Origin of the sequence: Streptomyces sp. NPDC005794 (genome assembly GCF_042871445.1) — a bacterium.
Classification (GTDB): Bacteria; Actinomycetota; Actinomycetes; order Streptomycetales; family Streptomycetaceae; genus Streptomyces.
In genome coordinates this window covers 119659-142512 of record NZ_JBIAIN010000003.1, presented here as the reverse complement: position 1 = coordinate 142512, position 22854 = coordinate 119659, and the positions used below count along the sequence as shown (strand labels likewise).

Below are 22854 nucleotides of genomic sequence, written 5' to 3'. Positions count from 1 at the left end.
TTGCGGGGCATGACCGCAACGACGGCGGACGCACGCCCGCCCGAGCTACGCCTGCCCAAGCGGCGCGGGGTCGAGCTCTCGCTCCTGATCGGGGCCGTGCTCATCTCCGTCTACGGCTACGCCGCCGTCGGCCTCGCCCGGAACAACGCCGTACCCCCCGATGTCGCCGGGTACGGCGCCGGTCTCGGTCTCCTCGCCCTGCTCGCCCATCTCGCGGTCCGGTTCCGCGCCCCGTTCGCCGATCCGCTGCTGCTGCCCATCGCCGTCCTGCTCAACGGACTGGGCCTGGTGCTGATCTACCGGCTCGATCTGGAGACCCCCGGCGACCGGGCGGCGACGACGCAGCTGATCTGGTCCACGCTCGGGGTCGCCTTCTTCATCGCCGTCGTCGTCCTGCTGCGCGATCACCGGGTGCTCCAGCGTTACGCGTACCTCTCGGTCGCCGCGGCACTGGTGCTGATGATCGTGCCGATCTTCTTCCCCGCGGTGAACGGGGCGAAGATCTGGATCCGGATCGGCGGACTTTCCTTCCAGCCGGGTGAGTTCGCCAAGATCCTGCTCGCCGTCTTCTTCGCCGCGTACCTCGCCGCGAACCGCAACGCGCTCGCGTACACCGGCCGCAGGATCTGGAAGCTCCAGTTCCCCACCGGCCGGGTCCTGGGCCCCATCGTCGCGATCTGGCTGCTCAGCGTCGGTGTCCTCGTCCTCGAACGGGATCTCGGCACCTCGCTGCTCTTCTTCGGCCTCTTCGTGATCCTGCTGTACGTGGCCACCGGCCGGACCGGGTGGATCGCCGTCGGGCTGCTCCTCGCCGCCGCGGGTGCCTTCGTCGTCGGCTCGTTCGAACCGCATGTGCACAGCAGGGTGGAGGACTGGCTGGACCCGTACGCCACGATCGACGCGGGCCAGGGGCCCAGCCAGCTCGCCCAGTCCCTCTTCGCGTTCGCCGCGGGCGGCATGCTCGGCACCGGCCTCGGACTCGGCCACTCCATCCTCATCGGCTTCGCCGCCAAGTCCGACTTCATCCTGGCCACCGCGGGCGAGGAGCTCGGCCTGGCCGGGCTCACCGCGATCTTCCTGCTGTACGCCCTGCTGGTGGCGCGCGGCTTCCGTGCGGGCCTGGCCCTGCGGGACCCCTTCGGGCGGCTGCTGTCGATCGGCCTGGCCTCGATCCTGGCGCTCCAGGTCTTCGTGATCGCGGGCGGGGTGATGGGGCTGATCCCGCTGACCGGGATGGCCATGCCGTTCCTGGCCCAGGGAGGTTCGTCCGTGGTCACCAACTGGATCATCGTGGCACTGCTCATCCGGGTCAGCGACGTGGCCCGCACCCCTGACCCCGTCACGGAGACCGCGCCGACCCGGGAGGCACAGTGATCCCGTACATCCGGCACGCCGCCGGATTCTGTCTGCTCCTGCTCCTCGCCCTGCTGGCGAACGCCGCCCGTGTCCAGCTCTTCGAGGCGGACGAGCTCAACTCCAGCTCCGCCAACCGCCGCACCACCATCGACCGTTACGACCGGCCGCGCGGCGACATCGTGGTCGGCGACGGACCCGTCACCGGCTCGAAGGACACCGGTGAGCAGCTCGCGTACGAGCGCACCTACCGCCACGGTCCGCTGTACGCGCCGGTGACGGGCTACGCCTCGCAGACGTACGGCACCACGCTGTTGGAGAACGCCGAGGACGATGTCCTCTCCGGCACCGACCCGGTCCTGGCCCCGATCCCGCTGTGGGGTGACCTCACCCGCAGCCGGCAGTCGGGCGGCGATGTCGTCACCACCATCGAGGAGCCGGTGCAGCGCGCGGCGTACGAGGGCCTGGACGGCCGGCGCGGCGCGGTGGCCGCGCTCGACCCGGCCAGCGGCCGGATCCTGGCGCTGGTCTCCTCGCCCTCGTACGATCCGGAACTCCTCTCCGGCACCGGCTCCGCCGTCACCGACGCGTGGACGCGGCTCAACCGCGCGCAGAGCCGGCCGATGCTCAACCGGGCCATCCGCCAGACCTATCCGCCGGGTTCGGCCTTCAAGATCGTGACGGCCGCCGCGGCGCTGGACGCGGAGGTCGTCACCGATCCGGACGCGGAGACGGACACCCCGTCCCCGTACGTCCTGCCGGGTACCTCGACCGTGCTGCCCGACGAGGCACGCGGCTGCGAGAAGGCGTCCCTGGCGGAGGCGATCCGGGTCTCCTGCAACACGGTGATGGCCCATCTCGGCGTCGAGGTGGGGCTGGACGGGATGCTGGAGGCGGTGGGCGGCTTCGGCTTCAACGACGACGACCTGAAGATCCCGTCCCGGGTGGTCCGCAGCAATTTCGACTCGGACATGAGCGACGACCAGCTGGCCCAGTCCTCGATCGGCCAGTTCGACACGGCGGCGACCCCGCTCCAGATGGCGATGGTGGCCTCGGCGGTGGCGAACGGCGGTGATCTCAGGCGCCCCCACCTGGTGGACCGGGTCACCACCGACGACGGCGACACGGTCCGGCAACAGGGCTCGGACTCGTACCGCCAGGCGATGAACCCGAGGACGGCCCAGCAGCTGCAACGGATGATGGTCGACGTCGTGGAGAACGGCACCGGCGCGAACGCGGCGATCGACGGGGTGACGGTCGGCGGCAAGACGGGCACGGCCCAGCACGGGGTCGACAACTCCGGTACGCCGTACGCCTGGTTCATCGCCTGGGCGCAGGCACCGGACTCCGGCCGCCCGGCCGTCGCCGTCGCGGTGGTCGTGGAGGACGCGTCGGCCGACCGGGCGGATGTCAGCGGGGGCGGCAACGCGGCGCCGATCGCCCGGCAGGTGATGGAGGCGGCGCTGGAGGGCGGAGACTGACCCCATGACCTCAGCGGTGGCGGCGGCACTGGCACGGATCGACGAACTGGACCCGGAACTCCACGCGTTCACGGAGGTCCGGCACGAGGACGCGCTCGCCGAGGAGCGAGCCGCCCAGGACCTCCCGCTCGCCGGACTGCCGTTCGCGGTGAAGGGCCCCAAGGGCCTCGGCTCGTACGCGGCCCGCCGTCTGGCCGCCGCGGGCGCCGTCCCGGTCGGCGCCACGTCCGTCCCCGGCCCCGGGACCCACTGGCAGACATGGGGGCAGGGCGCGCACGGCCGTACGGTCAACCCCTGGCGGCCCGACCGCACTCCGGGAGGCTCCTCGGCCGGCTCGGCGGTGGCGGTCGCGGCGGGCATGGTGGAGCTGGCGACGGGCAGCGACGGGGCCGGGTCGGTGCGGATCCCGGCGGCGTGGTGCGGGGTGTTCGGCCTGAAGACGACGACGGGCCTGCTGCCCTCCCCCGACCGCACGGGCCTCGCCTCCCCCGGTGTGCTCGCGAGCTCGGCGGCACGGGCGGAGACGTACCTGCGCCACGTACTGGACGCGTACGTGCCCCGGCCGGCCCGACTTCCGGTCCGGGCCGCCTACAGCCCGGACCTGGGCTTCGCCTCCGTGGACCCGGAGGTGGCCGAGGTGAGCCGGGCCGCAGTGGAGCGGCTGGCCACGGCCGGGGTGATCCGCCTGGTCCGGGACCCCGTCACGCTGTCCGACCCGACGGAGGCGTGGACGGCGATACGCGGGGAGTCACCGACCCCCGCCACCCGGGCGCTCCGTGCCGCCAACGACCGCGCCCTCGGCGCCTTCTTCGCCCGTACGCCCCTGCTCCTCACCCCGGTGACGCCCAACCCGCCGCACGGCCACGAGGGGCCGGGCGACGTCTACTCCACGGCGCTCACCTGGGCGTTCAACCTCAGTGGCCACCCGGCGGCCAGCCTGCCGGCCGGCTTCACCCCGGACGGCTGCCCGGCGGGTCTCCAGCTGGTGACCCGCCGGGGAGCGGACGCGGAGCTGCTCGGCATGGCGTGCGCGATGGAAGGTGTCCTGCCGGCCCGGCGGCCTGACCGGTTCAGCTGACCGGCCCGCGCCGGACGGAGCCGGTACCAGGACGGGCCGTGACCCGTCAGCTCAGGGGTTCCCGGCGCAGGCGCCACTCGGCGGGAACACCCTCCACCCCGGTCGCCGCCCCGACGACGCCCCCGGTGATGGCGCACGTCGTGTCCACGTCCCCGAAGCCCTCCGCCGTCGACCACAGGGCGGCCTCCAGGTCGCCGGGATGCCGGGCAGCGGTCCACAGCGCGAACGGAACGGTGTCGTCGGCCCTGATGCGCTGCCCGTTGCCCAGGAGTTCGGCGGCCTTCCACGGCTCCGTGACGAACGGCACCTCCACGGCACGCAGCACACCGTCGCGGACCAGGCCCGCGGGGGTGCGCTCGGCGACCGCCTCCAGCGTGAACCCCCCGCGCGCCGAGAGAGCCGCCGCCACGGCGACCGCCACCGCGCCGGCGACGCCCTCCGGGTGGGCGTGGGTGACGACCGCCGAGAGCGCGGCCTGTTCGGCGGCACGGTCCAGGTCGGCGTGGAAGCGGGCCCCGAGCGGCGCGACCCGCATCGCGGCGCCGTTGCCGAGGCTGCCGCCCTCGAAGAGCCGGGGCGCCAGGGTGCGCCAGGCGGCCGGCGAGGCCAGCAGTTCCGGCAGCAGGATGTGCATGCCGTGCCCGTAACCACGGGCCCGGTCCGCGTCGAAGGCCAGGGCGTAGTACAGGGCGAGCCGGTCCTGTACGACCTGCCCGTACTCGTCGAGGACCCGCTGCAGGGCCAGCGCGAGCGCGGTGTCGTCGGTCCAGTGCCACACGGGCTCGTGCGGGGTGCGGCGCGCCCGGACCTCGGCGTACGCCTGCCGGGGCGGCCGGAAGAGCGGGAACCAGCGCTCCCCGAAGGCGTCACCGAGGGCGAGCGCTTCGAGGCTGCGGCGGGCCGCCGCGGAATCACCTTTGCCGGAAGGGGTGTTCATGTCTGCCATCCTCCGCCCGCGTACCCGGTACGTACAGCGGATATGAGTACGCGTGCTCACGCTCTTCCCCTCCGGCCACGGCAGGCTGGACCTGTCAGCCACACACACAGAGGGAGCCCCACCATGCGTACGGCCAACCGACTCCGCACCCCGTCGCGCACCACGCTCGGGCTCGCCCTGGCCGGCGTCACGGTCGCGCTGCTCACCAGCGCCTGTTCCCTGCAGGACGCCGTGTGCGGGGGTGGTGAATACCCGGTCCTGCACGTAGGCAGCGCCGGTAGCGCGTGCGTGTCCGACGACGAGGAGCCGCCCAAGGGCTATGCCCGCTACCCGGAGGGCAAGGTTCCCGAGCGGGTGGACGACAAGTGGTACACCTACTGGAGCACCCGGACGCTCGATGAGAACGGCAACACCATCGAGCTGCCCGACGAGAACTAGGGCGCGTTTCGAAAGTCCCGCCTGTCCGGCGGGCGGACGACGCTACTTCCGCGACACGCCCTGGGGCCTCCCCTCCGCGATCGCCTCCGCGACCTCCGCGACCCGCGCCTGCTCCTCGGCCGCGAAGCGGTCACGGTCCAGTTGCTCGGCGATCTCCTCGTCCTGGGCCATCAGCAGGTCCAGGTTCGAGTCGCCCAGCTCGAAGACGCCCATGTCGACGTAGGCCTTCTGGAGCCTCTCGCCCCAGAGGCCGATGTCCTTGACGCAGGGGACGATCCGGCTGAACAGCAGCTTGCGGAAGAGCTGCAGGTACTCGGAGTGCTCGGAGAGCTCCTTGGCCTCCTGCTTGCCGATGCCGAAGTTCTCCAGGACCTCGACGCCGCTGAGGCGGTCACGCATCAGGTAGCAGCCCTCGATGACGAACTCCTCGCGTTCGCGCAGTTCGGCGTCGCTCAGCTGCTTGTAGTAGTCGCGCAGCGCCATCCGCCCGAAGGCCACGTGCCGGGCCTCGTCCTGCATGACGTAGGCGAGGATCTGTTTGGGGAGCGGCTTGGTCGTGGTGTCGCGGATCATGCCGAACGCGGCGAGTGCCAGCCCTTCGATGAGGACCTGCATGCCCAGGTAGGGCATGTCCCAGCGGGAGTCGCGCAGGGTGTCTCCGAGCAGCCCCTGGAGGTTGTCGTTGACCGGGTAGAGCATCCCGACCTTCTCGTGCAGGAAGCGGGCGTAGATCTCCGCGTGCCGCGCCTCGTCCATCGTCTGGGTCGCGGAGTAGAACTTCGCGTCCAGGTCGGGGACCGACTCCACGATCCTTGCGGCGCAGACCATGGCGCCCTGCTCACCGTGCAGGAACTGGCTGAACTGCCAGGAGGTGTAGTGCTTGCGCAGTTCGCCGCGGTCCCGCTCGGTCATCTTCGCCCAGTGCGGGGTGCCGTGGAGCGTGAGGGCCTCGTCCGGGGTGCCGAGCGGGTCCGCCGGGTCGACCTCCAGGCTCCAGTCGATGCGTTTGTTGCCGTCCCACTGCTTGTCCTTGCCCTTCTGGTAGAGGGCGAGGAGGCGTTCGCGGCCGTCGTCGTAGTCCCAGCTGAAACGGGCCGCGCCCGTGGCAGGCACCTGCCACGTCGGAGCGGCGGGTGCGGTGGTGTAGAGGTCGTGTGTCGACACGGACAGCTCCTTCGCCCGGCGAGGATCGTGCATTCCGTGGTGCTGGCGCCAGTTGGCAGGTTCACACGTTGGTAGACGCGCGGTCAACAAGTCGCGCACGGGGGATTGACCGCCTTGCTGACAGACGGTCTCATAATGCGTGACCGGAAACCTGACCGCCGGTAACCCATGTGCGAGGTGCCCTCAGCATGACGACAGTGACCGACCAGGACGTCCAGGCGCTGCGCGATGCGCTCGGCCCGCTCAAGGACCGTGAACAGGTCGCGGCCCGCCTGCTCGAAGCCTCGGCCAAGCACTCCTTCGACCCGGACACCGAGCTCGACTGGAACTCCGCCGTCGAGGACGGCAAGTGGTTCTGGCCGCCCGAGCTGGTCTCCCTCTACGACACCCCGCTGTGGCGGAAGATGTCCGAGGAACAGCGGATGGACCTGGCACGCCACGAGGCGGCGTCGCTGGCATCGCTCGGCATATGGTTCGAGATCATCCTGATGCAGCTGCTCGTCCGCCACATCTACGACAAGTCCGTGACGAGCAAGCACGTCCGCTACGCCCTGACCGAGATAGCCGACGAGTGCCGGCACTCGATGATGTTCGCCCGCATGATCGAGTGGGGCGGGGCGCCCAGCTACCCGGTGCCCCGGCGCTACCACAACCTGGCGCGGGTGCTGAAGACGATCTCCACCACCCCCGGTTCGTTCGCCGCGACCCTGCTCGGCGAGGAGATCCTGGACTGGATGCAGCGGCTCACCTTCCCCGACGAGCGCGTCCAGCCGCTCGTACGCGGAGTGACCCGCATCCATGTCGTCGAGGAGGCCCGGCATGTGCGCTACGCCCGCGAGGAACTGCGCCGCCAGATGGTGACCGCGCCCCACTGGGAACGCCGGCTGACCCGGCTCAACTGCGGGGAGGCGGCACGCGTCTTCTCCGTCTGCTTCGTCAACCCGCAGGTGTACGAGAACGTCGGCCTGGACCGCCACGAGGCCGTCGCCCAGGTGAAGGCGAGCGGCCACCGGGCGGAGGTCATGCAGGCGGGAGCGAAGCGGCTCACGGACTTCTTCGACGACATCGGCGTGCTCAACGGCGTGGGACGCAGGCTGTGGAAGAGCTCGGGCCTGCTGGCCTGAGGGGGTGGCCGAAGGCACCGCTCGTGCCGGTCGGCCTCACGGCCTCGCCCACGACTGCCAGTCGTGTCGCGGCGCTGGGACCTCCGCCTCCGCCTTGGATTCGAAGGCCCGGGGCGCCGCTGCTTCTCCCCCTGTCAATCGTGGGCGAGGTCGTTAGGCTTCGAGGTATGACCTCCGCACCCGCAGCACCGCCGGCCCGCGCCTACCGACGGCTCGGTGTCGAGGAGCGCCGCGCCCAGCTGCTGGGCGCGGCGCTCACTCTCTTCGCCCACCGGGCGCCGGACGACGTGTCGATCGACGAGGTGGCGGCGGCGGCCGGGGTCTCCCGTCCGCTGGTCTACCGCTACTTCCCCGGCGGCAGGCAGCAGTTGTACGAGGCCGCCCTGGGGTCGGCCGCCGAGCAGCTGACGCTCTGCTTCGCGGAACCGGCCGTCGGGCCGCCCACCGAGCGGGTCAGCCGGGTCCTGGACCGCTATCTCGGCTTCGTCGACCAGCACGACGCCGGCTTCAGCGCGTTGCTGCGCGGCGGCAGCGTGGCCGAGACCTCGCGCACGTCGACGATCGTGGACGGCGTACGCCGGTCGGCGGCCGAGCAGATCCTGCTCCACCTGGGCCGGGGCACCGGCCCAGGGCAGGAACCCGCCGGACCACGCCTGCGGATGATGGTGCGCACCTGGATCGCGGCCGTGGAGGCGGCGTCCCTGATCTGGCTGGACGAGGAGAAGCAGCCGGCGGCGCCCGAGCTGCGCGGCTGGCTGGTCGACCATCTGATCGGCCTGATGGCGGTGACGGCGGCCACGGACGAGGAGACCGCGTCGGTGGTGGCGGACCTGCTGGGCCAGGAGACCGCTGACGGCCCGACCGGGCGGCTCGCCACGCTGATCATCCCGGTGGCGGGCGGGGCCGCGCACCTGCTGCCACCGGGCTGAGTGACACTGGCCGGGTGAAAAGCGAGAACACGCCCTTCCGCGGCGGCCCCCTGGACGGCCGGGTGCTGCCCGTCCTGCTCGGGCCGACCGGTCATCCGCCCACGTGGTACGAGGTCCCGGTGCCTGACGCCGACGGCGGTCCCGCCACCGTCCACGCCTACCGCCGTGCTCCGGCCGGTTATTCGAAGCGTCTCGGGCTGCAACGTGGCTGGGTGTACGAGTACGCCCCCGGGGGCCGTGAGCGCTTCACCCCCAAGTGGCCCTGGAAAAAGCCCGGTAGCGGGTCCTGAGCGGCCGTCCGCACCCGCGCCCGTAAGATCGGCATCGGCGCCCGGGACCCGAAGGGTGCCACGGTCAGCGCGCCCTACCGGGTGCTGGCCGCCGGGAAGACCGCCGTGGTCCAGCGGGAACGGGCCTTCTACGCGTTCCCCGTGGAGTGAGCTGTCCGGGCGTCCGCCGTCCGGGTACGCCCCGGGCGGCACGCCCGGCGGTCCTTGCATCACCCGGGGCCGAGTGACCGGATGGACGAGATCCGATCACTTGTGGGGTTGTCCGATTAATCGGCGTCACCCCTGACACCGGAGGTGATGTCGTGCCGGGCAGAGTCGTACACGCCCTCTGCACGGCGGCGCTGGCAACGGTCGTCGCCGTCTCCCCCGCCGCCTCCCTCGCTGTCGCAGAGCCGTCCGGGCCGGACCCCGCACCGGCCGCCGGAGCGGCTCCGCAGAGCGTGGCCGGGCTGCTGAAGCAGTTACAGACGCTCTACCAGAAGGCCGAGGAGGCCGGCGAGCTCTACAACGGCACCGAGGAGGAGCTGGAGAAACTGACCGCCGAGGCCAAGAAGCTGCGCGCCGAGCTGACCAGGGCCAGGGCGGCACTGGACTCCGGACGCAGGGACGCCGGGCGACTGGCACGCGACCAGTACCAGGGGCGCACCGACTTCTCCCTGTACGTACAGCTGCTCCTCGCGGAGGACCCGGCCCGCGCCCTGGAGCAGAGCCATGTCATCGAACGCGCCCAGGCCGGCCGGACAGCCGTGGTCGACCGCCTCACCGGCGCGGAGAAGCGCGCCGAGACCCTGGCGGCCACGTCACGGGCGGCACAGGAGCGGCAGCGGGTGCTGGCCGCCCAGCGGAAGAACCAGCGTGACAGCGTGCAGGCACAGCTGAAGGGCATCGAGTCGATGCTGGCATCGCTGTCGGCCGAGCAGCTCGCCGCGCTCTCGGCCCTGGAGGAGAAGAACGTCGGCGAGGCCCAGGACGCACTGGCCGCCTCGGGGGCGCTCAGCTCGGTCCGCCCGCCGTCCGAAGAGGGCGGCGACGCCGTCCGCTACGCCGTCGAGCAGATCGGCAAGCCGTACGTGTGGGGCGCGGAGGGACCGGAGTCCTACGACTGTTCCGGGCTCACCTCGCAGGCCTGGTCGGCTGCGGGCCGGGACATCCCGCGCACCTCGCAGGAACAGTGGCGCCGGCTGCCGAAGGTGCCGGTCGGCTCGCTGCGCCCCGGCGACCTGGTGGTCTACTTCCCGAAGGCCACACATGTCGCGCTCTACATCGGCGACGGACTCGTGGTGCAGGCCCCCAGGCCCGGCACGACGGTGAAGGTCTCGCCGCTGGCCTCGAACCCGCTGCTGGGGGCCGTCCGCCCCGACCCGGGCAGCGAGCCGCTGAGCGCGTACACACTGCCGGAGCTGCCCGAGGACGCCACCTCGGGGGCGGACACGGGCTACGACGCCCCGGACACGTGAGAGCCGGGCCGCCGCATCCGCCCATGCCTGCGTGACGGAACGTGGTGGCCCGGCCTCCGTGCCAGCGGGTGTCAGCCCCGCGCGCCCGAGATCTCGGCGAGGTAGGCGTTCGTCTTCTCCGGCTCGAAGAAGAAGTTGTCGAAGTCCGCCGGGTCGTTGAACCCGTTGGCGAACCGGTCCGCGGCCGGCTGGAGCTGACCGGCCGCGCCGATCAGGTTCAGCACGTGCTCCGGCGGCGGCGCGAGCATCGCGTTGGTCCACTTCACGACGTGCCGCGTGTTCTCCCAGTGCCGCTCGAACGTGGCCTCCATCCACTCCTCGTCGAACGGTCGGTCGCCGTGCTCCAGGATCGAGTGCAGGTAGGAGTGCGCGCACTTGGACGCGGTGTTGGAGCCCTGGCCGGTGATCGGGTCGTCCGCGACGACCACGTCCCCCACGCCGAGGACCAGGCCGCCGCCGGGCAGCCGGCCGACGGGCTTCCGCACGGTCGGGGCATAACGGCCCACCAGCGTCGCGTTGGCGTCGGTCAGTTCGACCCTGGTGGCGCGTGCGTACTCCCACGGCGTGTACTTCTCCATGAGCTCCAGCGTCCTGGCCAGGTGCTCCGAGGGGTCCTTGATGCCCTGGAAGGCATCGAGCGGACCGCCGGGGACGCCCTCCCAGAACAGGATGTCCGCGCGGCCCGACGTCGTCAGGGTCGGCATGGTGAAGAGCTCACCGACGCCCGGGACCAGGTTGCACCGCACCGCGTCGAACTCCGGGTGCTCGGGCCGCGGGCCCAGACCGTGGACGTACGCGACGGCCAGCGCCCGCTGCGGGGCGTCGTACGGCGAACGCGAGGCGTCCCGGCCGAACATGGAGACGAGCTCGCCCTTGCCGGCCGACACCATCACCAGGTCGTACGTACGGGAGAAGTAGTCCAGGTCGGAGACCGCCGCACCGTGGATGACGAGCTGCCCGCCGCGCTGGACGAAGGTCTCCATCCAGCCGGCCATCTTCACGCGCTGGTCGACGGACTGGGCGAAGCCGTCCAGCTTGCCGACCCAGTCGATGACGCGCGAGGAGTCGGGCCCGGCGACGGAGACGCCGAGACCCTCGATCCTCGGGGTCTGCGACTCCCAGAAGTCGAGCTGCAGGTCGCGCTCGTACTGGAGGGCCGTGTGGAACATGCACTGCGTCGACATCACCCGGCCGGACCGGACCTCGTCCGCGGTGCGGTTGGACATGAGGGTGACTTCGTACCCGCTGGACTGCAGTCCGAGGGCCAGCTGGAGACCGGACTGGCCGGCCCCGACTATGAGTATCTTCCGCATCGCCGTTCTCCGTTACGTGTTCCGGGTGCGTCCGTCGTCACTCGGGGGCGTCGTCGAGTGCGTGGCGCACCAGGGTGAGCAGCGCCTCGACGACGGTGATCCTTCTACGCGCATCCATGATCACAACAGGTACGTGCGGAGACACGGTCAGGGCCTCCCTGACATCGGCCTCGTCGTAACCGGTCGTTCCCTCGAAGTGGTTGACGGCGACGATGTAGGGAAGACCGCAGCTCTCGAAGTAGTCGAGCGCGGCGAAGCAGTCGGCGAGGCGCCTGGTGTCGGCCAGCACGACCGCACCGATCGCGCCGCGCACCAGGTCGTCCCACATGAACCAGAAACGCTGCTGGCCTGGGGTTCCGAAGACGTACAGGACGAGGTCGTCGTCCAGGGTGAGGCGGCCGAAGTCCATCGCGACGGTCGTCGTGACCTTGTCGGGGGTGGCCGTGAGGTCGTCGGTCCCCTCACTGGCCCGCGTCATCAGCGCTTCGGTCTGCAGCGGGACTATCTCGGAGACCGAGCTGACGAAGGTCGTCTTGCCCACGCCGAACCCGCCCGCGACCACGATCTTGGTCGCGATCGGCGCGCGCGTGTGGTCGAGCTGCCAGGGCTGCACCGGCTCTTCGGGCCGGTCCTGCGGGCCTCGCTGACGCGGAGTGAAGAGCGGCGCCTCAGAGACGACGGAGTCCATTGAGCACCCTTTCGAGCAGCGCGCGGTCAGGCTGGCCGGTGCCGTGACCGGTTCCGTAGACGCGGATCTTTCCTTGGTCGGCCAGATCGCTGAGCAGTACCCGGACCACGCCGAGCGGCATCTTCAGCAGGGCGGAGATCTCCGCGACCGTACGCATACGCCGGCAGAGTTCGACGATGGCCTGGAGCTCCGGCATGACGCGCGAGGCGAGGTTGCCGTTCGTGAGCTCGCGGCGCTCCTCGGGAGCCTCCAGAGCGGCGACGAACGTCTCGACGAGCAGGACGTGGCCGAAGCGGGTACGGCCGCCGGTGAGGGAATACGGACGGACTCGCGCGATCTTGCGGTCCGCGCCCCGGACGGGGAGCTTTCGTACAGGTTCAGCAGCTGACGTCACTGGGTGCTCTCCATCGATTTGCGCAGCTCGCTGCGGAGTTCGGGGGTGAGTACGTGTCCGGCGCGGCCGACGAAGAGCGCCATGTGGTAGGCGATGACGCTCATGTCGCAGTCGGGGGTGGCGTGCACACCGAGCAGAGAACCGTCACTGATCGACATGACGAAGACGCTGCCCTCGTCCATCGCGACCATCGTCTGCTTGACGCCGCCGGCGTCCATCAGCTTGGCGGCACCGATCGTGAGGGACCCGATGCCGGAGACGATGGTGGCGAGGTCGGCGCTGGAACCCCTGGGGCCTCTCTGCCGTCCTGCCCCCTCGGCCGGTGCGAGACCGGGGTCCGAGGAGAGCAGCATCAGTCCGTCGGACGAGACGACGGTGACCGAGTGGACCCCTGACACCTCCTCCACGAGATTGCTCAGCAACCAGTGAAGGTTCCGGGCCTCGGTGCTCAACCCCAACGTGCTGGGCGCAGTCAACTGCGTGCCTCCTCGACTGTGTCCCCCGTCTCATCGATTCGACCGTCGGCACGGTCATGGTCGGTCTGTGGGCCGCTCTCGCCGATCTCCGCCTCCACTTCACGGCGGCCGTCCTTCGCCCCCTGGTGGAACCCGCCGAGCCGGTGGCGCAGGGCTTCCTTGTCCAGGCTGCCCTTTTGCTCGGCGGCCGGGACCGACGGCACCGCGGCGATCCTGGGGGTGCGCTTGGGCAGCCCCTTGTCTGTGAGGCGCTCGGGCAGGGGTGCCGGGTCGGGCACCTCCTCGCCCAGTCCGGTCAGCGCCTGCCGGGGGCCCGGAAGGGCGTCGGCGGCCGGTGCGGGCACGGGGGCCGTGGCGGGGCTCGTGTCGGCGGCGCGCTCGTGGCGGTCGGGGCCGATGGCGTACGGGCTCGACGCGTCCTGCTGCGCGGGCAGCCGGACCTGCATCGTGGTCTCGGCCTCGGACTCCTCGTGGGCCTCGGACACAGGCTCGGCGGCATCGGATGCCACGGGCTCAGCTGCGGCAGCGGATGCCACAGGCTCAGCTTCCGCCACAGGCTCAGCTTCCGCCACGGGCTCAGCTTCCGCCACAGGCTCAGCTTCCGCCACGGGCTCAGCTGCCACGGGCTCAGCTGCCACGGGCTCCTGGCCCGCGGCCTGCAGGGTCCGCTCCGCGGCCGCGATCAGCGGGTCTCCCACCGGAGGGGCCGAACGGGGCGGCAGTGCGTTGGAGTTGGCCTCGGCGACCGACCCCGGAAGATTCAGCGTGGGCGCGTCCCCCGGCAGGGGTACGGGCGGCGAGGAAGCCGCGGGCGGCTCCTTGGGCAGCAGCGCCTGCGGAAGGACGACGACCGCGGTCAGCCCGCTCCCCTTCTGCTCGCGGAGCTCCACCCGTACGCCGTGGCGGGCCGCCAGCAGCGAGGTCACCTGGAGACCCAGACCGGCTCCGTCCGCGGCCTGTTCGCCCGCTTCGAAGGACGCCGGGTCGGCCAGTCTGGCATTGAGCTCGCTCATCCGGACCGCCGACATGCCGATGCCCTCGTCCTGCACGGAGAGCATCACCTCCCCGGTCTCCAGCAGCCAGCCGGAGAGCTCGACATGGGAATCCGGCGGTGAGAAGGCGGTCGCGTTCTCCAGGAGTTCGGCGACGAGGTGGCTCAGGTCGTCCGCGGCGAAGCCCGCGACCTGGGCGTGCGGCGGCAGGGACTGGATCGTGACCCGCTCGTACCGCTCGATCTCGCTGATCCCGGCACGCAGTACGTCGACGAGGGGGATCGGGCCCGCGTGCCCCTGGTTGTGATCGGTTCCCGCGAGGACCAGCATGTTCTCGCTGTGGCGCCGCATGACGGTGGCCATGTGGTCCAGCTTGAAGAGGGTCGCCAGGCGCTCCGTGTCCTGCTCGCGCTCCTCCATGCCCTCGATGACGCCGAGCTGGCGCTCGACGAGGCCGAGCGTGCGCAGCGACAGATTGACGAAGGTGTGGTGGACCGTGTTCCGCAGCCGCTCGATCTGCCCGGTGAGTTCCGCCACCTGGGCCTGGAGTTCGGCCCGCTCGAGTGTGAGGGCCTCATGGCCGGTGGCCAGGTCGCCGCGCTCGGTCTGCAGGTTCTCGAGCCGGCCGGTGACCTCGTGGTGCAGTCCGTGCAGCTTGCCGTGCAGGGTGTTGATGGACCGTACGACCTGGGCGAACTCGTCGTTGCGCCCGGTGTAGCGGACCGGTTCGGCGGTCTCCGGCTCGGCGGCGATACGGCCGGCCCCGATGCGCAGGACGGCGAGCGGCTGGGTGAGGGTGCGGGCGACGGCGGTGGAGACGCCGATGGCGATCAGCACACAGCCGCCGAGCAGGGCGAGGCGGAGCTCCAGCGCGGTGACGTCGTCGTCGCGCAGCCCCTCCAGACGCTTGACCTGCGCGGTACCCAGCGCGGACTCGACTCCGCGCATACGGTCGATACGGGCGGAGAGCGCCGCCTCGACCTTCTTCGGGTCGGCTTTCCGGTCGGCGTCGGACAGCTCGGGGCGGTCGGTGAACCGCGTGAGGTACTTCTCCGCGCTGGTGACCTCGGGCCCGGTGACCGTGGAGGCGAGCCTGTCACGGGCGGAGGACCCCGCCGCCTGGTCGAACTCGGCGAGCGAGGCGAGCTCGCGCACCCGCGCCCGCTGTGCGGCGGCGCTCAGCTCGTCGCGGTTGCGGTCGTCCTCGTCGGAGGCCGTGGCCTGGCCCTGGACGGGCAGACCGGTGAACGGGTCGATCTGCTGCTGCACCTGCGTGCCGGGCACGGCCAGCGCGGCCAGGAGCAGCCCCCTGGTGGCGGCCGCCTGCTCCACGGCGCCGCCGAGCGCGAGCGGGGCGCGGGTGGCGTCGGCGGCCCGCGGCGGGGTCTTCTCGGCCAGCTCGTTCGCGAGGTCGTGGAGCTTGGCGATGACCTCGGAGTACGCCGTGTACGCCTCCATCGCCGAGCCCTTGCCCGTGAGGGCGGTCCGGCGCAGCGAGGGAACGGCGGCGAGGTCCCGGCGCAGCGCCGCAGGAGCCGTGGCCCGGATCTCGTCCACCTGCTGGTCGACGCGGGCAGCGGGGCTCGTGGTGGCGTCCTCGGCGTCCCCGGCCTCACGGCCGCCCGCGATGTGGGCGATGACCTCGTCGCGCTCGTCCGCGAGGGAGTGCGCGAGGGTGATCGCCTGTTGGTTCAACTCGGCCAGTGTGACCAGCCGCTGGGACTCGTTGAGATCCGAGGACGCGCCGAGGGCCGCCGGGGCTCCCGCGGCGATGACGGTGATCCCCACGACGGCAACGCCGGCGACGAGCCGGCTGCGTACCCGCACGGTCCGCTTGGAGGCACCCGCTGCCTGGGGCGTCGCCCCGGACTCCTCGCGCGTGCTGTCCTTGCTCCGAGGCCGCTTCTTCTGCACCGGTGCTCGCAATCTTGACTCGTCCGCCCTTGAAGCAGAGGTGACGCACGGTCACGTGAATGGGCGCCCGCCCTGGTGTGCACCGTACGGCTTCTGACCATTCCAGCGCTTTTGCGAGGGGGCCGTGCATCAACCGCTCCGCCACTCGAACGAGTGAACCGCACTCCGGAGTTGGCGAACAAGTCTCCCCACAGGAGCCGCAGGGCATGCATGCACCACCGGGTGGAACTTCGGGCCAGGCTTTGGCAGTATGCCTGCCCGCATATGCCTGGATCCCTGAGTTCCGTCCACGGCGAGCCATCTGACCTGCCGGTACGGCCCGAGCGCGGGATCAGCGGGATCACGCGCCCTCGCGAGGACATCGTGCAGACTGATCGGATGCGTATCGAACTCGCTACGGAGCCCGGCAGTCCCGAACGCCCCAACGAGGACTGGGCGTCGACCGCCGCCCCTGCGGGGGGCCGGGGCGGCGCCCTCGTCCTGCTCGACGGTGTCACGCCACCTGTGGGCGACGACGGGTGCGCGCACTCCGTTCCGTGGTTCACCGCGCGACTCGGAGGCGCATTGGTCGAACTGTCCGCTTCGCGACGGGATCTGACGCTGGCGGAGATCCTCGCGCTGTCCATCCGACGCACCGCCGACACCCACCGACCCCTGTGTGACCTTTCTCACCCGCGTACTCCTCAGGCGACGGTGGTCCTGGCGCGCTGGGACGACGAGCGGGTCGAGCACCTCGTGCTCTCCGACTCGGTCCTGCTCGTCGAGGGGCCCGACGGCACGGTCCGGCCGCTGCTCGACGACCGTCTCGACCGGCTGCCGCCCGGCTCGCTCGCCTCGGAGGAGATCGCGGACGCACGCGTACGGAACAAGGAGGGCGGCTTCTTCACGGCCGCCGCCGACCCCTCGGTGTCGTCACGCGCGGTGACCGGCGAGACCCCGCGGGCGGAGGTGCGGGCACTGGCGGCCCTGACCGACGGTGCGAGCCGCTGGACGGAGAAGTTCCGGGAGGGTGACTGGACGGCCACCCTGGGGGTGCTGCGCAAGGTGGGGCCGCAGGGGCTGATCGACCGGGTCAGGGAGCTGGAGCGGGCCGACACCGGCCGCGCGCACCTGCGCCGGGGCAAGACCCATGACGACGCGACAGCGGTCCTCGTGGAGCTCTGACTTCCGCCCCCCGACCGGCCGAGGCTGCGGCGGGGCGGCTCACCCCTCGGCCCGCTCGTTCAGATGGTGCAGCAGTCGCGCCAGTTCCGCGATCTCGGCCCGGTCCCAGCCCGCGAGCTTGCGGGCATAACGGCCGCGGCGCGCGTCACGGACGCTGCGGAAGCGCGCGAGGCCTTCCTCGGTGAGATGGACGAGCGAGGCGCGCCCGTCCGCGGGGTCGGTCTCCCGCGCCACCAGGCCGAGCCCTTCCAGGGCCCGCAGCTGGCGGCTCATGGTCGCCTTGCCCACCCCGAAGTAGGCCGCGAGGTCCGTGGCGCGCTGCCGCCCCGCCGATTCCAGTCGCACGAGAAGCCCGTAGGCGGCGGCTTCCAGGTCCGGATGGACCTCGCGCGCCATTTCCCCCGAGTTGGCCCGTGCCCGGCGCAGGAAGACCGCCAACTCCCGCTCCAGGGCGAGGAACTCATGGTCCACACCATTTCCGGCGACTGCACCGGGTTCACCGCCGCTTTCGCTCCCGTGCACGTCAGCACCCCTCATACGCTTTCCCGCCGCTGAAACTTTCTTTCAGCTCCGGCCATCGCCGCAGCTGGGCCAGTATTTCGCAGGCGTAGACCTCCGGCAGCTGCCGGACCCCCTTCCGGAGCCGGGTCTACGTGCGTAGCTTCGTGAGCGCCCTGGACGACACGCCTTATGACATGTCCACGCCAGGATGCACGCACCGCAGGAGCGTCCCGCACCCGCTCCTGGGTCATGAGCTCCCCCACCGAGCCCTCGGAGGCACGCAATGTCCGTGCACAGTTCCGGAACCGCAGCATCCCGCCGCCGCCCCCGCCTCGCCGCGGCGGGCGCGCTCGTCGCCGCCCTCGCTCTCCCGCTCACACTGCCCGGCGCGGCGTCCGCGGCCTCGGCCGACACCACCACCGTCCCCGAACGGGGTACGGCGCGCATGGGTCAGGGTGTGATCGCCCACGACGGCCAGGGCGGCGGCACCCCCGCCGGCACGAACGCCGTCCAGACCGAAGGCGTGGACGTCAGCGGCCACCAGGGCAACGTCGCCTGGCAGACCTTGTGGAACAGCGGCGTGAAGTGGGCCTACGTCAAGGCCACCGAGGGGACGTACTACAAGAACGACTACTTCACGCAGCAGTACACCGGCTCCTACGGCGTCGGCATGATCCGGGGCGCCTACCACTTCGCCACTCCGGACACCACCAGCGGCGCGGTACAGGCGAACCACTTCGTGGACAACGGCGGCGGCTGGTCCAGAGACGGCAGAACGCTGCCCGGCGTGCTGGACATCGAGTGGAATCCGTACGGCGCCCAGTGCTACGGCAAGACCCAGGCCGGCATGGTCGCCTGGATCCGCGACTTCGTGAACACCTACAAGGCGCGCACCGGACGGGACCCCGTGATCTACACCGCGACCAGCTGGTGGAAGGACTGCACGGGCAACAACGCGGGCTTCGGCGCCACCAACCCGCTCTGGGTGGCGCGTTACAACACGACGGTCGGTGAACTCCCGGCCGGCTGGAGCTATTACACGATGTGGCAGTACACGTCGTCAGGCCCGACGGTCGGCGACCACAACCACTTCAACGGCGCACTCGACCGCGTGGTGGCGCTCGCCAACGGCTGAGCTTTCGGCACGACGCAGGACCGATCCCCGGAGACGAGCCCCAGGTCACCGGGGCTCAGCACAGCGCCACCCTCTACTGTGCACCACACGTATACACGCTGTGTATAGACGCGGTCGTGCCGCACCACCGGCGTGTGCTGATCGAGAAGCGCACTCTCGACCAGGCGGGCAAGGACGGGATCATCCTGCTGCACGACATCTACGAGGGCACGGTGCCCGCGGTGCCGGGCATCATCGACGCGTTGCAGAAGGACGGCTGCACCTTCGTGACGGTCCCCCAGCTGATGGCCCCCGCGGAGCCGAGCCCGGCACGGTCTACCGCCCCTGAGTTCCTTCGGACCGGCCCGGGCATGCGGAACGGCCCGCTTCTCCCTCACGGGAGCAGCGGGCCGTCCGTACCGGCCGTCGGCGTGATGTCACGCCCGTCACGCCGTGACGCCTACGCGGCGGCCGGGATCCTGTCCTGCGCCCGGGCCGCGGCCGGGGCGAGAGCGATCTCCAGCACCTGGCGGACGTCGTTCACCGGGTGGACCTCCAGGGTGTCGAGGACCTCGGCCGGGACGTCGTCCAGGTCGGCCTCGTTGCGCTTGGGGATCACCACGGTCGTGATGCCGGCCCGGTGCGCGGCCAGCAGCTTCTGCTTCAGGCCGCCGATCGGGAGCACCCGTCCGGTCAGCGACACCTCACCGGTCATGGCCACATCCGTCCGGACGAGCCGCCCCGAGAGCAGGGAGGCCAGCGCCGTCGTCATGGTGATGCCCGCGCTCGGACCGTCCTTGGGGACCGCACCCGCCGGGAAGTGGATGTGCGCGCCCCGGTCCTTGAGGTCCGCGACCGGAAGCTCCAGCTCCGCGCCGTGCGAGCGCAGGAAGCTCAGGGCGATCTGCGCGGACTCCTTCATGACGTCACCCAGCTGACCGGTCAGGGTCAGCCCGGACGCCCCGGTCTCCGGGTCGGCGAGCGACGCCTCGACGAAGAGCACGTCGCCACCCGCTCCGGTCACCGCGAGACCCGTGGCCACACCCGGCACCGCGGTGCGGCGCTCGGCCGGGACCTGGGCGGACTCGGGCACGTGGTGCGGCCTGCCGATCAGACCCCGCAGGTCGCCCTCGGCCACCGCGAACGGCAGCTCACGCTCGCCGAGTTCGTGCTGGGCCGCGACCTTGCGGAGCAGCCGCGCGACGGCCCGCTCCAGATTCCGCACCCCGGCCTCCCGGGTGTACTCCCCGGCCAGCTTGCGCAGCGCCGACTCGTCGAGGCCGACCTCGTCCTCCTTCAGACCGGCCCGCTCCAGCTGGCGCGGGAGCAGGTGGTCGCGGGCGATGACGACCTTCTCGTCCTCGGTGTAGCCGTCCAGCGTGACCAGCTCCATGCGGTCGAGCAGCGCCTCCGGAATGGAGTCGAGGACGTTGGCCGTGGCCAGGAACACGACGTCGCTGAGGTCGAGTTCGACCTCCAGGTAGTGGTCGCGGAAGGTGTGGTTCTGTGCCGGGTCGAGCACTTCCAGCAGGGCGGCCGCCGGGTCGCCCCGGAAGTCGGAGCCGACCTTGTCGATCTCGTCGAGCAGGACGACCGGGTTCATCGAACCGGCTTCCTTGATCGCCCGGACGATGCGCCCCGGGAGCGCGCCGACGTACGTACGCCGGTGACCCCGGATCTCCGCCTCGTCCCGGACACCGCCGAGCGCGACCCGGACGAATTTGCGCCCCATGGCGTGCGCGACGCTCTCACCGAGCGAGGTCTTCCCGACGCCGGGCGGGCCTACCAGCGCCAGCACCGCGCCGCCGCGCCGGCCACCGACCACACCGAGGCCGCGGTCGGCACGCCGCTTGCGCACCGCGAGGTACTCGGTGATGCGCTCCTTCACGTCCTGCAGACCGGCGTGTTCGGCGTCGAGGATCTCCCGGGCGCCCTTGATGTCGTACGCGTCCTCGGTCCGCTCGGTCCACGGCAGTTCCAGGACGGTGTCCAGCCAGGTGCGGATCCAGGAGCCCTCGGGGCTCTGGTCGGAGGACCGCTCCAGCTTCTCGACCTCCTTGAGGGCGGCCGCGCGGACGTGCTCCGGGAGATCGGCGGCTTCGACGCGCGCCCGGTAGTCGTCGGACTCGTCACCGGAACCGGCTTCGCCGTTGAGCTCGGAGAGCTCCTTGCGTACGGCGTCGAGCTGGCGCCGCAGCAGGAACTCCCGCTGCTGCTTGTCGACACCCTCCTGGACGTCCTTGGCGATGGACTCGGCGACGTCCTGCTCGGCGAGGTGCTCGCCGAGCCACTGGATGGCGAGCTTCAGACGGGCGACCGCGTCGGCGGTCTCCAGCAGCTGGACCTTCTGGGCGGTGGTGAGGAAGGGCGAGTACCCGGAATTGTCGGCGAGCGCGGAGATGTCCTCGATCTGCTGGACCCGGTCCACGACCTGCCAGGCGCCACGCTTCTTCAGCCAGCTGGTGGCGAGGGCCTTGTACTCCTTGGCGAGCTCTGCGGCGGAACCGGGCAGGGGGTCGGGTACCGATACGTCGATCCGGGTGCCCTCCACCCACAGCGCGTTCCCGGGACCGCTCGTCCCGGCGCCGATCCGCACCCGGTCACGGGCCCGGATGAGTGCGCCCGGGTCCCCGTCCGACAGCCGTCCCACCTGCTCGACGGTGCCCAGGACACCGGTCCCGGTGTAATTCCCGTCGATGCGCGGCACGAGCAGCACCTCGGGCTTGCCGCCCCCGGGCCGCGCGACGGCCTGAGCGGCCTCCACGGCGGCGCGCACCTCCGTGTCCGACAGGTCGAGCGGCACGACCATGCCGGGCAGTACGACCTCGTCGTCGAGCGGCAGCACGGGCAGGTCGATCGGCGCGAACGCCTCGGACGCATGGGACTCAGCAGTCATGATCTCCCCTTCAGCAGGCAAGTTGAGTTATATGGACTCAATGCTTGTGCGCCCCCGAATGTTCCCCACGCCCTGTTCGCTCTCAGCGATCACCCGGATCCGGGTGGCGAGGCCCACGCCTCCACACCAGCGCCCTGCGGCGCGCAGCCATTCCCCGGCACGACCGCGGCCGGGAGGGCGCGACCTCGGTAATCGGCTGGTCCGAAGGCCGGTGGTAAGCGAAACTGGGCGGCCGCAGAGAGAACCACCCGCCGCCCGCAGGAGACCGGAGACCGCGCCCATGCCCGCCACAGACGCCCACCGCCCCGTCGTCCTCGACCGGCGTGAAGGCCCGTTCGGCGAAGTCGTCCTGCGCGAGCGTGGCGACGCGCTCGAGATCATCGCCAACGGCTGCTTCCTGATGGACACCTCCGACGGGCGCTCCGAGCGGCTCCTGATCGAAGCGGCGCTCGACGCCCTGCCCGACGGACGGCCGGCCCCCTCGGTGCTGATCGGCGGACTCGGCGTGGGGTTCTCCCTGGTGCGGGCCGCCGCCGAACCACGCTGGGGCAGGATCATCGTCGCCGAGCGGGAACAGGCCGTCGTGGACTGGCACCTCGACGGACCGCTCGGCCGGATCTCCGGCGCGGCACTCGCCGATCCACGGACCGAGATCCTGCGTACGGACCTCGTCACCCACCTCCTCACGACCACGGAGCGTTACGACGCACTGTGCCTGGACATCGACAACGGTCCCGACTGGACCGTCACTCAGAGCAACGAAAACCTCTATTCACCCACCGGTCTCGCCGCCTGCCGCGCCCGCCTGACGCCCGGTGGAGTGCTCGCCGTATGGTCCGCGCAGCCGTCCTCCGAATTCGAGCGGGCCATGCGGAATGCCGGATTCCACGCAGTAAGGACCGAAGAAGTAGCGGTTGCCCGAGGTGTACCGGACGTGGTTCATCTCGCAGTCCGGAACGGCTGAACCCCCAGCCGGTACCCCTATCCTGGTCCCGCCGCGGGTCAGGCGGCACAAGTCCGCCGATCCGCCTCGTTCCCGCGGGTAACACCTTCGCGAAGGGCAACACCCTGCGTAGCCGAGAGGTGTCCTCTGCCTTTACGCTGCTGACCGGCACAAGGGATCACCGACGAAAATCCACAAGCGATAACCG

At 71.1% G+C, this 22854-nt stretch carries 20 protein-coding genes and 1 pseudogene; 12 read left to right on the top strand and 9 right to left on the bottom strand.

The genetic code is table 11. The annotated features are described in order from the left end of the window. Positions 1 to 9 precede the first annotated feature (9 nt). The 3 genes from ACFYQ5_RS05420 to ACFYQ5_RS05410 are packed head-to-tail and all read left to right on the top strand — an operon-like array spanning position 10 to position 3912. Entirely contained in the window at positions 10 to 1374 is a 1365-nt protein-coding gene (locus ACFYQ5_RS05420) for an FtsW/RodA/SpoVE family cell cycle protein (RefSeq protein WP_389193442.1), read from the top strand. Beyond that, positions 1371 to 2834 carry a peptidoglycan D,D-transpeptidase FtsI family protein gene (locus ACFYQ5_RS05415; protein ID WP_389193439.1) on the top strand — a complete coding sequence of 488 codons (1464 nt, stop codon included), beginning with the start codon at positions 1371 to 1373 and terminating at the stop codon, positions 2832 to 2834. Before ACFYQ5_RS05420 ends, ACFYQ5_RS05415 begins: the two co-directional genes overlap by 4 nt. 4 nt (positions 2835 to 2838) lie before the next feature. Then, a complete protein-coding gene (locus ACFYQ5_RS05410) occupies positions 2839 to 3912 on the top strand; it encodes an amidase family protein (protein WP_389193437.1) in 1074 nt (357 codons plus the stop codon). Positions 3913 to 3958: 46 nt separating this feature from the next. Here the strand turns inward: ACFYQ5_RS05410 and ACFYQ5_RS05405 are convergent, their stop codons facing one another. Next, positions 3959 to 4849: an ADP-ribosylglycohydrolase family protein gene (locus ACFYQ5_RS05405; protein WP_389193434.1), complete on the bottom strand. Its 891-nt coding sequence runs from the start codon at positions 4847 to 4849 to the stop codon at positions 3959 to 3961. A gap of 123 nt (positions 4850 to 4972) precedes the next feature. On the opposite strand from ACFYQ5_RS05405, the gene ACFYQ5_RS05400 reads away from it, so the two are divergent. Next, complete coding sequence (locus ACFYQ5_RS05400) at positions 4973 to 5287, top strand: SCO0607 family lipoprotein (protein WP_389193432.1); 315 nt, start codon at positions 4973 to 4975, stop codon at positions 5285 to 5287. Between the two features lie 42 nt (positions 5288 to 5329). Here the strand turns inward: ACFYQ5_RS05400 and ACFYQ5_RS05395 are convergent, their stop codons facing one another. Continuing rightward, the gene (locus ACFYQ5_RS05395; protein WP_389193429.1) at positions 5330 to 6451 is read right to left on the bottom strand and encodes a ferritin-like domain-containing protein; all 1122 of its coding nucleotides are present in this window, start codon (positions 6449 to 6451) and stop codon (positions 5330 to 5332) included. A gap of 188 nt (positions 6452 to 6639) precedes the next feature. Here ACFYQ5_RS05395 and ACFYQ5_RS05390 point away from each other — a divergent pair, with 188 nt between their 5' ends. The 4 genes from ACFYQ5_RS05390 to ACFYQ5_RS05375 all read left to right on the top strand — a co-directional run bounded on the left by ACFYQ5_RS05390 (position 6640) and on the right by ACFYQ5_RS05375 (position 10251). Continuing rightward, positions 6640 to 7575 carry a diiron oxygenase gene (locus tag ACFYQ5_RS05390; protein WP_389193426.1) on the top strand — a complete coding sequence of 312 codons (936 nt, stop codon included), beginning with the start codon at positions 6640 to 6642 and terminating at the stop codon, positions 7573 to 7575. A gap of 167 nt (positions 7576 to 7742) precedes the next feature. Beyond that, complete coding sequence (locus ACFYQ5_RS05385) at positions 7743 to 8504, top strand: TetR/AcrR family transcriptional regulator (protein ID WP_389193423.1); 762 nt, start codon at positions 7743 to 7745, stop codon at positions 8502 to 8504. A gap of 14 nt (positions 8505 to 8518) precedes the next feature. Beyond that, complete coding sequence (locus ACFYQ5_RS05380; RefSeq protein ID WP_389193421.1) at positions 8519 to 8794, top strand: hypothetical protein; 276 nt, start codon at positions 8519 to 8521, stop codon at positions 8792 to 8794. Between the two features lie 302 nt (positions 8795 to 9096). After that, complete coding sequence (locus ACFYQ5_RS05375) at positions 9097 to 10251, top strand: NlpC/P60 family protein (protein ID WP_389193419.1); 1155 nt, start codon at positions 9097 to 9099, stop codon at positions 10249 to 10251. 71 nt (positions 10252 to 10322) lie between these two features. Here the strand turns inward: ACFYQ5_RS05375 and ACFYQ5_RS05370 are convergent, their stop codons facing one another. Genes ACFYQ5_RS05370 through ACFYQ5_RS05350 form a run of 5 tightly spaced genes read right to left on the bottom strand, consistent with a single transcriptional unit; the run spans position 10323 to position 16028 of the window. Continuing rightward, positions 10323 to 11564: a styrene monooxygenase/indole monooxygenase family protein gene (locus ACFYQ5_RS05370; RefSeq protein WP_389193416.1), complete on the bottom strand. Its 1242-nt coding sequence runs from the start codon at positions 11562 to 11564 to the stop codon at positions 10323 to 10325. 37 nt (positions 11565 to 11601) lie between these two features. Beyond that, on the bottom strand, positions 11602 to 12252 hold the full coding sequence (locus ACFYQ5_RS05365; RefSeq protein ID WP_389193413.1) for an ATP/GTP-binding protein: 651 nt from the start codon (positions 12250 to 12252) through the stop codon (positions 11602 to 11604). Then, positions 12233 to 12646, bottom strand: a complete 414-nt coding sequence (locus ACFYQ5_RS05360) for a DUF742 domain-containing protein (RefSeq protein WP_389193411.1) — start codon at positions 12644 to 12646, stop codon at positions 12233 to 12235. Before ACFYQ5_RS05360 ends, ACFYQ5_RS05365 begins: the two co-directional genes overlap by 20 nt. Next, complete coding sequence (locus ACFYQ5_RS05355) at positions 12643 to 13122, bottom strand: roadblock/LC7 domain-containing protein (protein ID WP_389193408.1); 480 nt, start codon at positions 13120 to 13122, stop codon at positions 12643 to 12645. The genes ACFYQ5_RS05360 and ACFYQ5_RS05355 overlap by 4 nt, the downstream gene beginning before the upstream one ends. Beyond that, positions 13119 to 16028, bottom strand: a complete 2910-nt coding sequence (locus ACFYQ5_RS05350) for a nitrate- and nitrite sensing domain-containing protein (RefSeq protein WP_389193405.1) — start codon at positions 16026 to 16028, stop codon at positions 13119 to 13121. Before ACFYQ5_RS05350 ends, ACFYQ5_RS05355 begins: the two co-directional genes overlap by 4 nt. A gap of 378 nt (positions 16029 to 16406) precedes the next feature. Here ACFYQ5_RS05350 and ACFYQ5_RS05345 point away from each other — a divergent pair, with 378 nt between their 5' ends. Beyond that, complete coding sequence (locus tag ACFYQ5_RS05345; RefSeq protein ID WP_389193403.1) at positions 16407 to 17192, top strand: hypothetical protein; 786 nt, start codon at positions 16407 to 16409, stop codon at positions 17190 to 17192. A 39-nt stretch (positions 17193 to 17231) separates the two neighbouring features. Here the strand turns inward: ACFYQ5_RS05345 and ACFYQ5_RS05340 are convergent, their stop codons facing one another. After that, positions 17232 to 17729, bottom strand: coding sequence for a MarR family winged helix-turn-helix transcriptional regulator (locus ACFYQ5_RS05340; RefSeq protein ID WP_389193401.1), 498 nt, complete (start codon positions 17727 to 17729; stop codon positions 17232 to 17234). A gap of 247 nt (positions 17730 to 17976) precedes the next feature. Here ACFYQ5_RS05340 and ACFYQ5_RS05335 point away from each other — a divergent pair, with 247 nt between their 5' ends. Next, positions 17977 to 18828 carry a lysozyme gene (locus ACFYQ5_RS05335; RefSeq protein WP_389193399.1) on the top strand — a complete coding sequence of 284 codons (852 nt, stop codon included), beginning with the start codon at positions 17977 to 17979 and terminating at the stop codon, positions 18826 to 18828. 137 nt (positions 18829 to 18965) lie between these two features. Further along, positions 18966 to 19156 (top strand): annotated as a pseudogene (locus ACFYQ5_RS05330) (polysaccharide deacetylase family protein); the annotation flags it as partial. Positions 19157 to 19267: 111 nt separating this feature from the next. On the opposite strand, the gene lon reads toward ACFYQ5_RS05330, so the two are convergent. Continuing rightward, the gene (gene lon / locus ACFYQ5_RS05325; RefSeq protein ID WP_389193396.1) at positions 19268 to 21703 is read right to left on the bottom strand and encodes an endopeptidase La; all 2436 of its coding nucleotides are present in this window, start codon (positions 21701 to 21703) and stop codon (positions 19268 to 19270) included. A gap of 280 nt (positions 21704 to 21983) precedes the next feature. Here lon and ACFYQ5_RS05320 point away from each other — a divergent pair, with 280 nt between their 5' ends. After that, positions 21984 to 22667 carry a spermidine synthase gene (locus ACFYQ5_RS05320; protein ID WP_389193393.1) on the top strand — a complete coding sequence of 228 codons (684 nt, stop codon included), beginning with the start codon at positions 21984 to 21986 and terminating at the stop codon, positions 22665 to 22667. Positions 22668 to 22854: the final 187 nt, after the last annotated feature.

Excerpts from the sequence above, each read along its gene's own strand:
- ACFYQ5_RS05410 (WP_389193437.1), top strand. The coding sequence starts at position 2,839 with ATGACCTCAGCGGTGGCGGCGGCACTGGCACGGATCGACGAACTGGAC.
- ACFYQ5_RS05400 (WP_389193432.1), top strand. The coding sequence starts at position 4,973 with ATGCGTACGGCCAACCGACTCCGCACCCCGTCGCGCACCACGCTCGGG.
- lon (WP_389193396.1), bottom strand. The coding sequence starts at position 21,703 with ATGACTGCTGAGTCCCATGCGTCCGAGGCGTTCGCGCCGATCGACCTG.
- ACFYQ5_RS05335 (WP_389193399.1), top strand. The coding sequence starts at position 17,977 with ATGTCCGTGCACAGTTCCGGAACCGCAGCATCCCGCCGCCGCCCCCGC.
- ACFYQ5_RS05405 (WP_389193434.1), bottom strand. The coding sequence starts at position 4,849 with ATGAACACCCCTTCCGGCAAAGGTGATTCCGCGGCGGCCCGCCGCAGC.
- ACFYQ5_RS05370 (WP_389193416.1), bottom strand. The coding sequence starts at position 11,564 with ATGCGGAAGATACTCATAGTCGGGGCCGGCCAGTCCGGTCTCCAGCTG.
- ACFYQ5_RS05420 (WP_389193442.1), top strand. The coding sequence starts at position 10 with ATGACCGCAACGACGGCGGACGCACGCCCGCCCGAGCTACGCCTGCCC.
- ACFYQ5_RS05340 (WP_389193401.1), bottom strand. The coding sequence starts at position 17,729 with ATGAGGGGTGCTGACGTGCACGGGAGCGAAAGCGGCGGTGAACCCGGT.
- ACFYQ5_RS05320 (WP_389193393.1), top strand. The coding sequence starts at position 21,984 with ATGCCCGCCACAGACGCCCACCGCCCCGTCGTCCTCGACCGGCGTGAA.
- ACFYQ5_RS05385 (WP_389193423.1), top strand. The coding sequence starts at position 7,743 with ATGACCTCCGCACCCGCAGCACCGCCGGCCCGCGCCTACCGACGGCTC.
- ACFYQ5_RS05345 (WP_389193403.1), top strand. The coding sequence starts at position 16,407 with ATGCGTATCGAACTCGCTACGGAGCCCGGCAGTCCCGAACGCCCCAAC.
- ACFYQ5_RS05390 (WP_389193426.1), top strand. The coding sequence starts at position 6,640 with ATGACGACAGTGACCGACCAGGACGTCCAGGCGCTGCGCGATGCGCTC.
- ACFYQ5_RS05365 (WP_389193413.1), bottom strand. The coding sequence starts at position 12,252 with ATGGACTCCGTCGTCTCTGAGGCGCCGCTCTTCACTCCGCGTCAGCGA.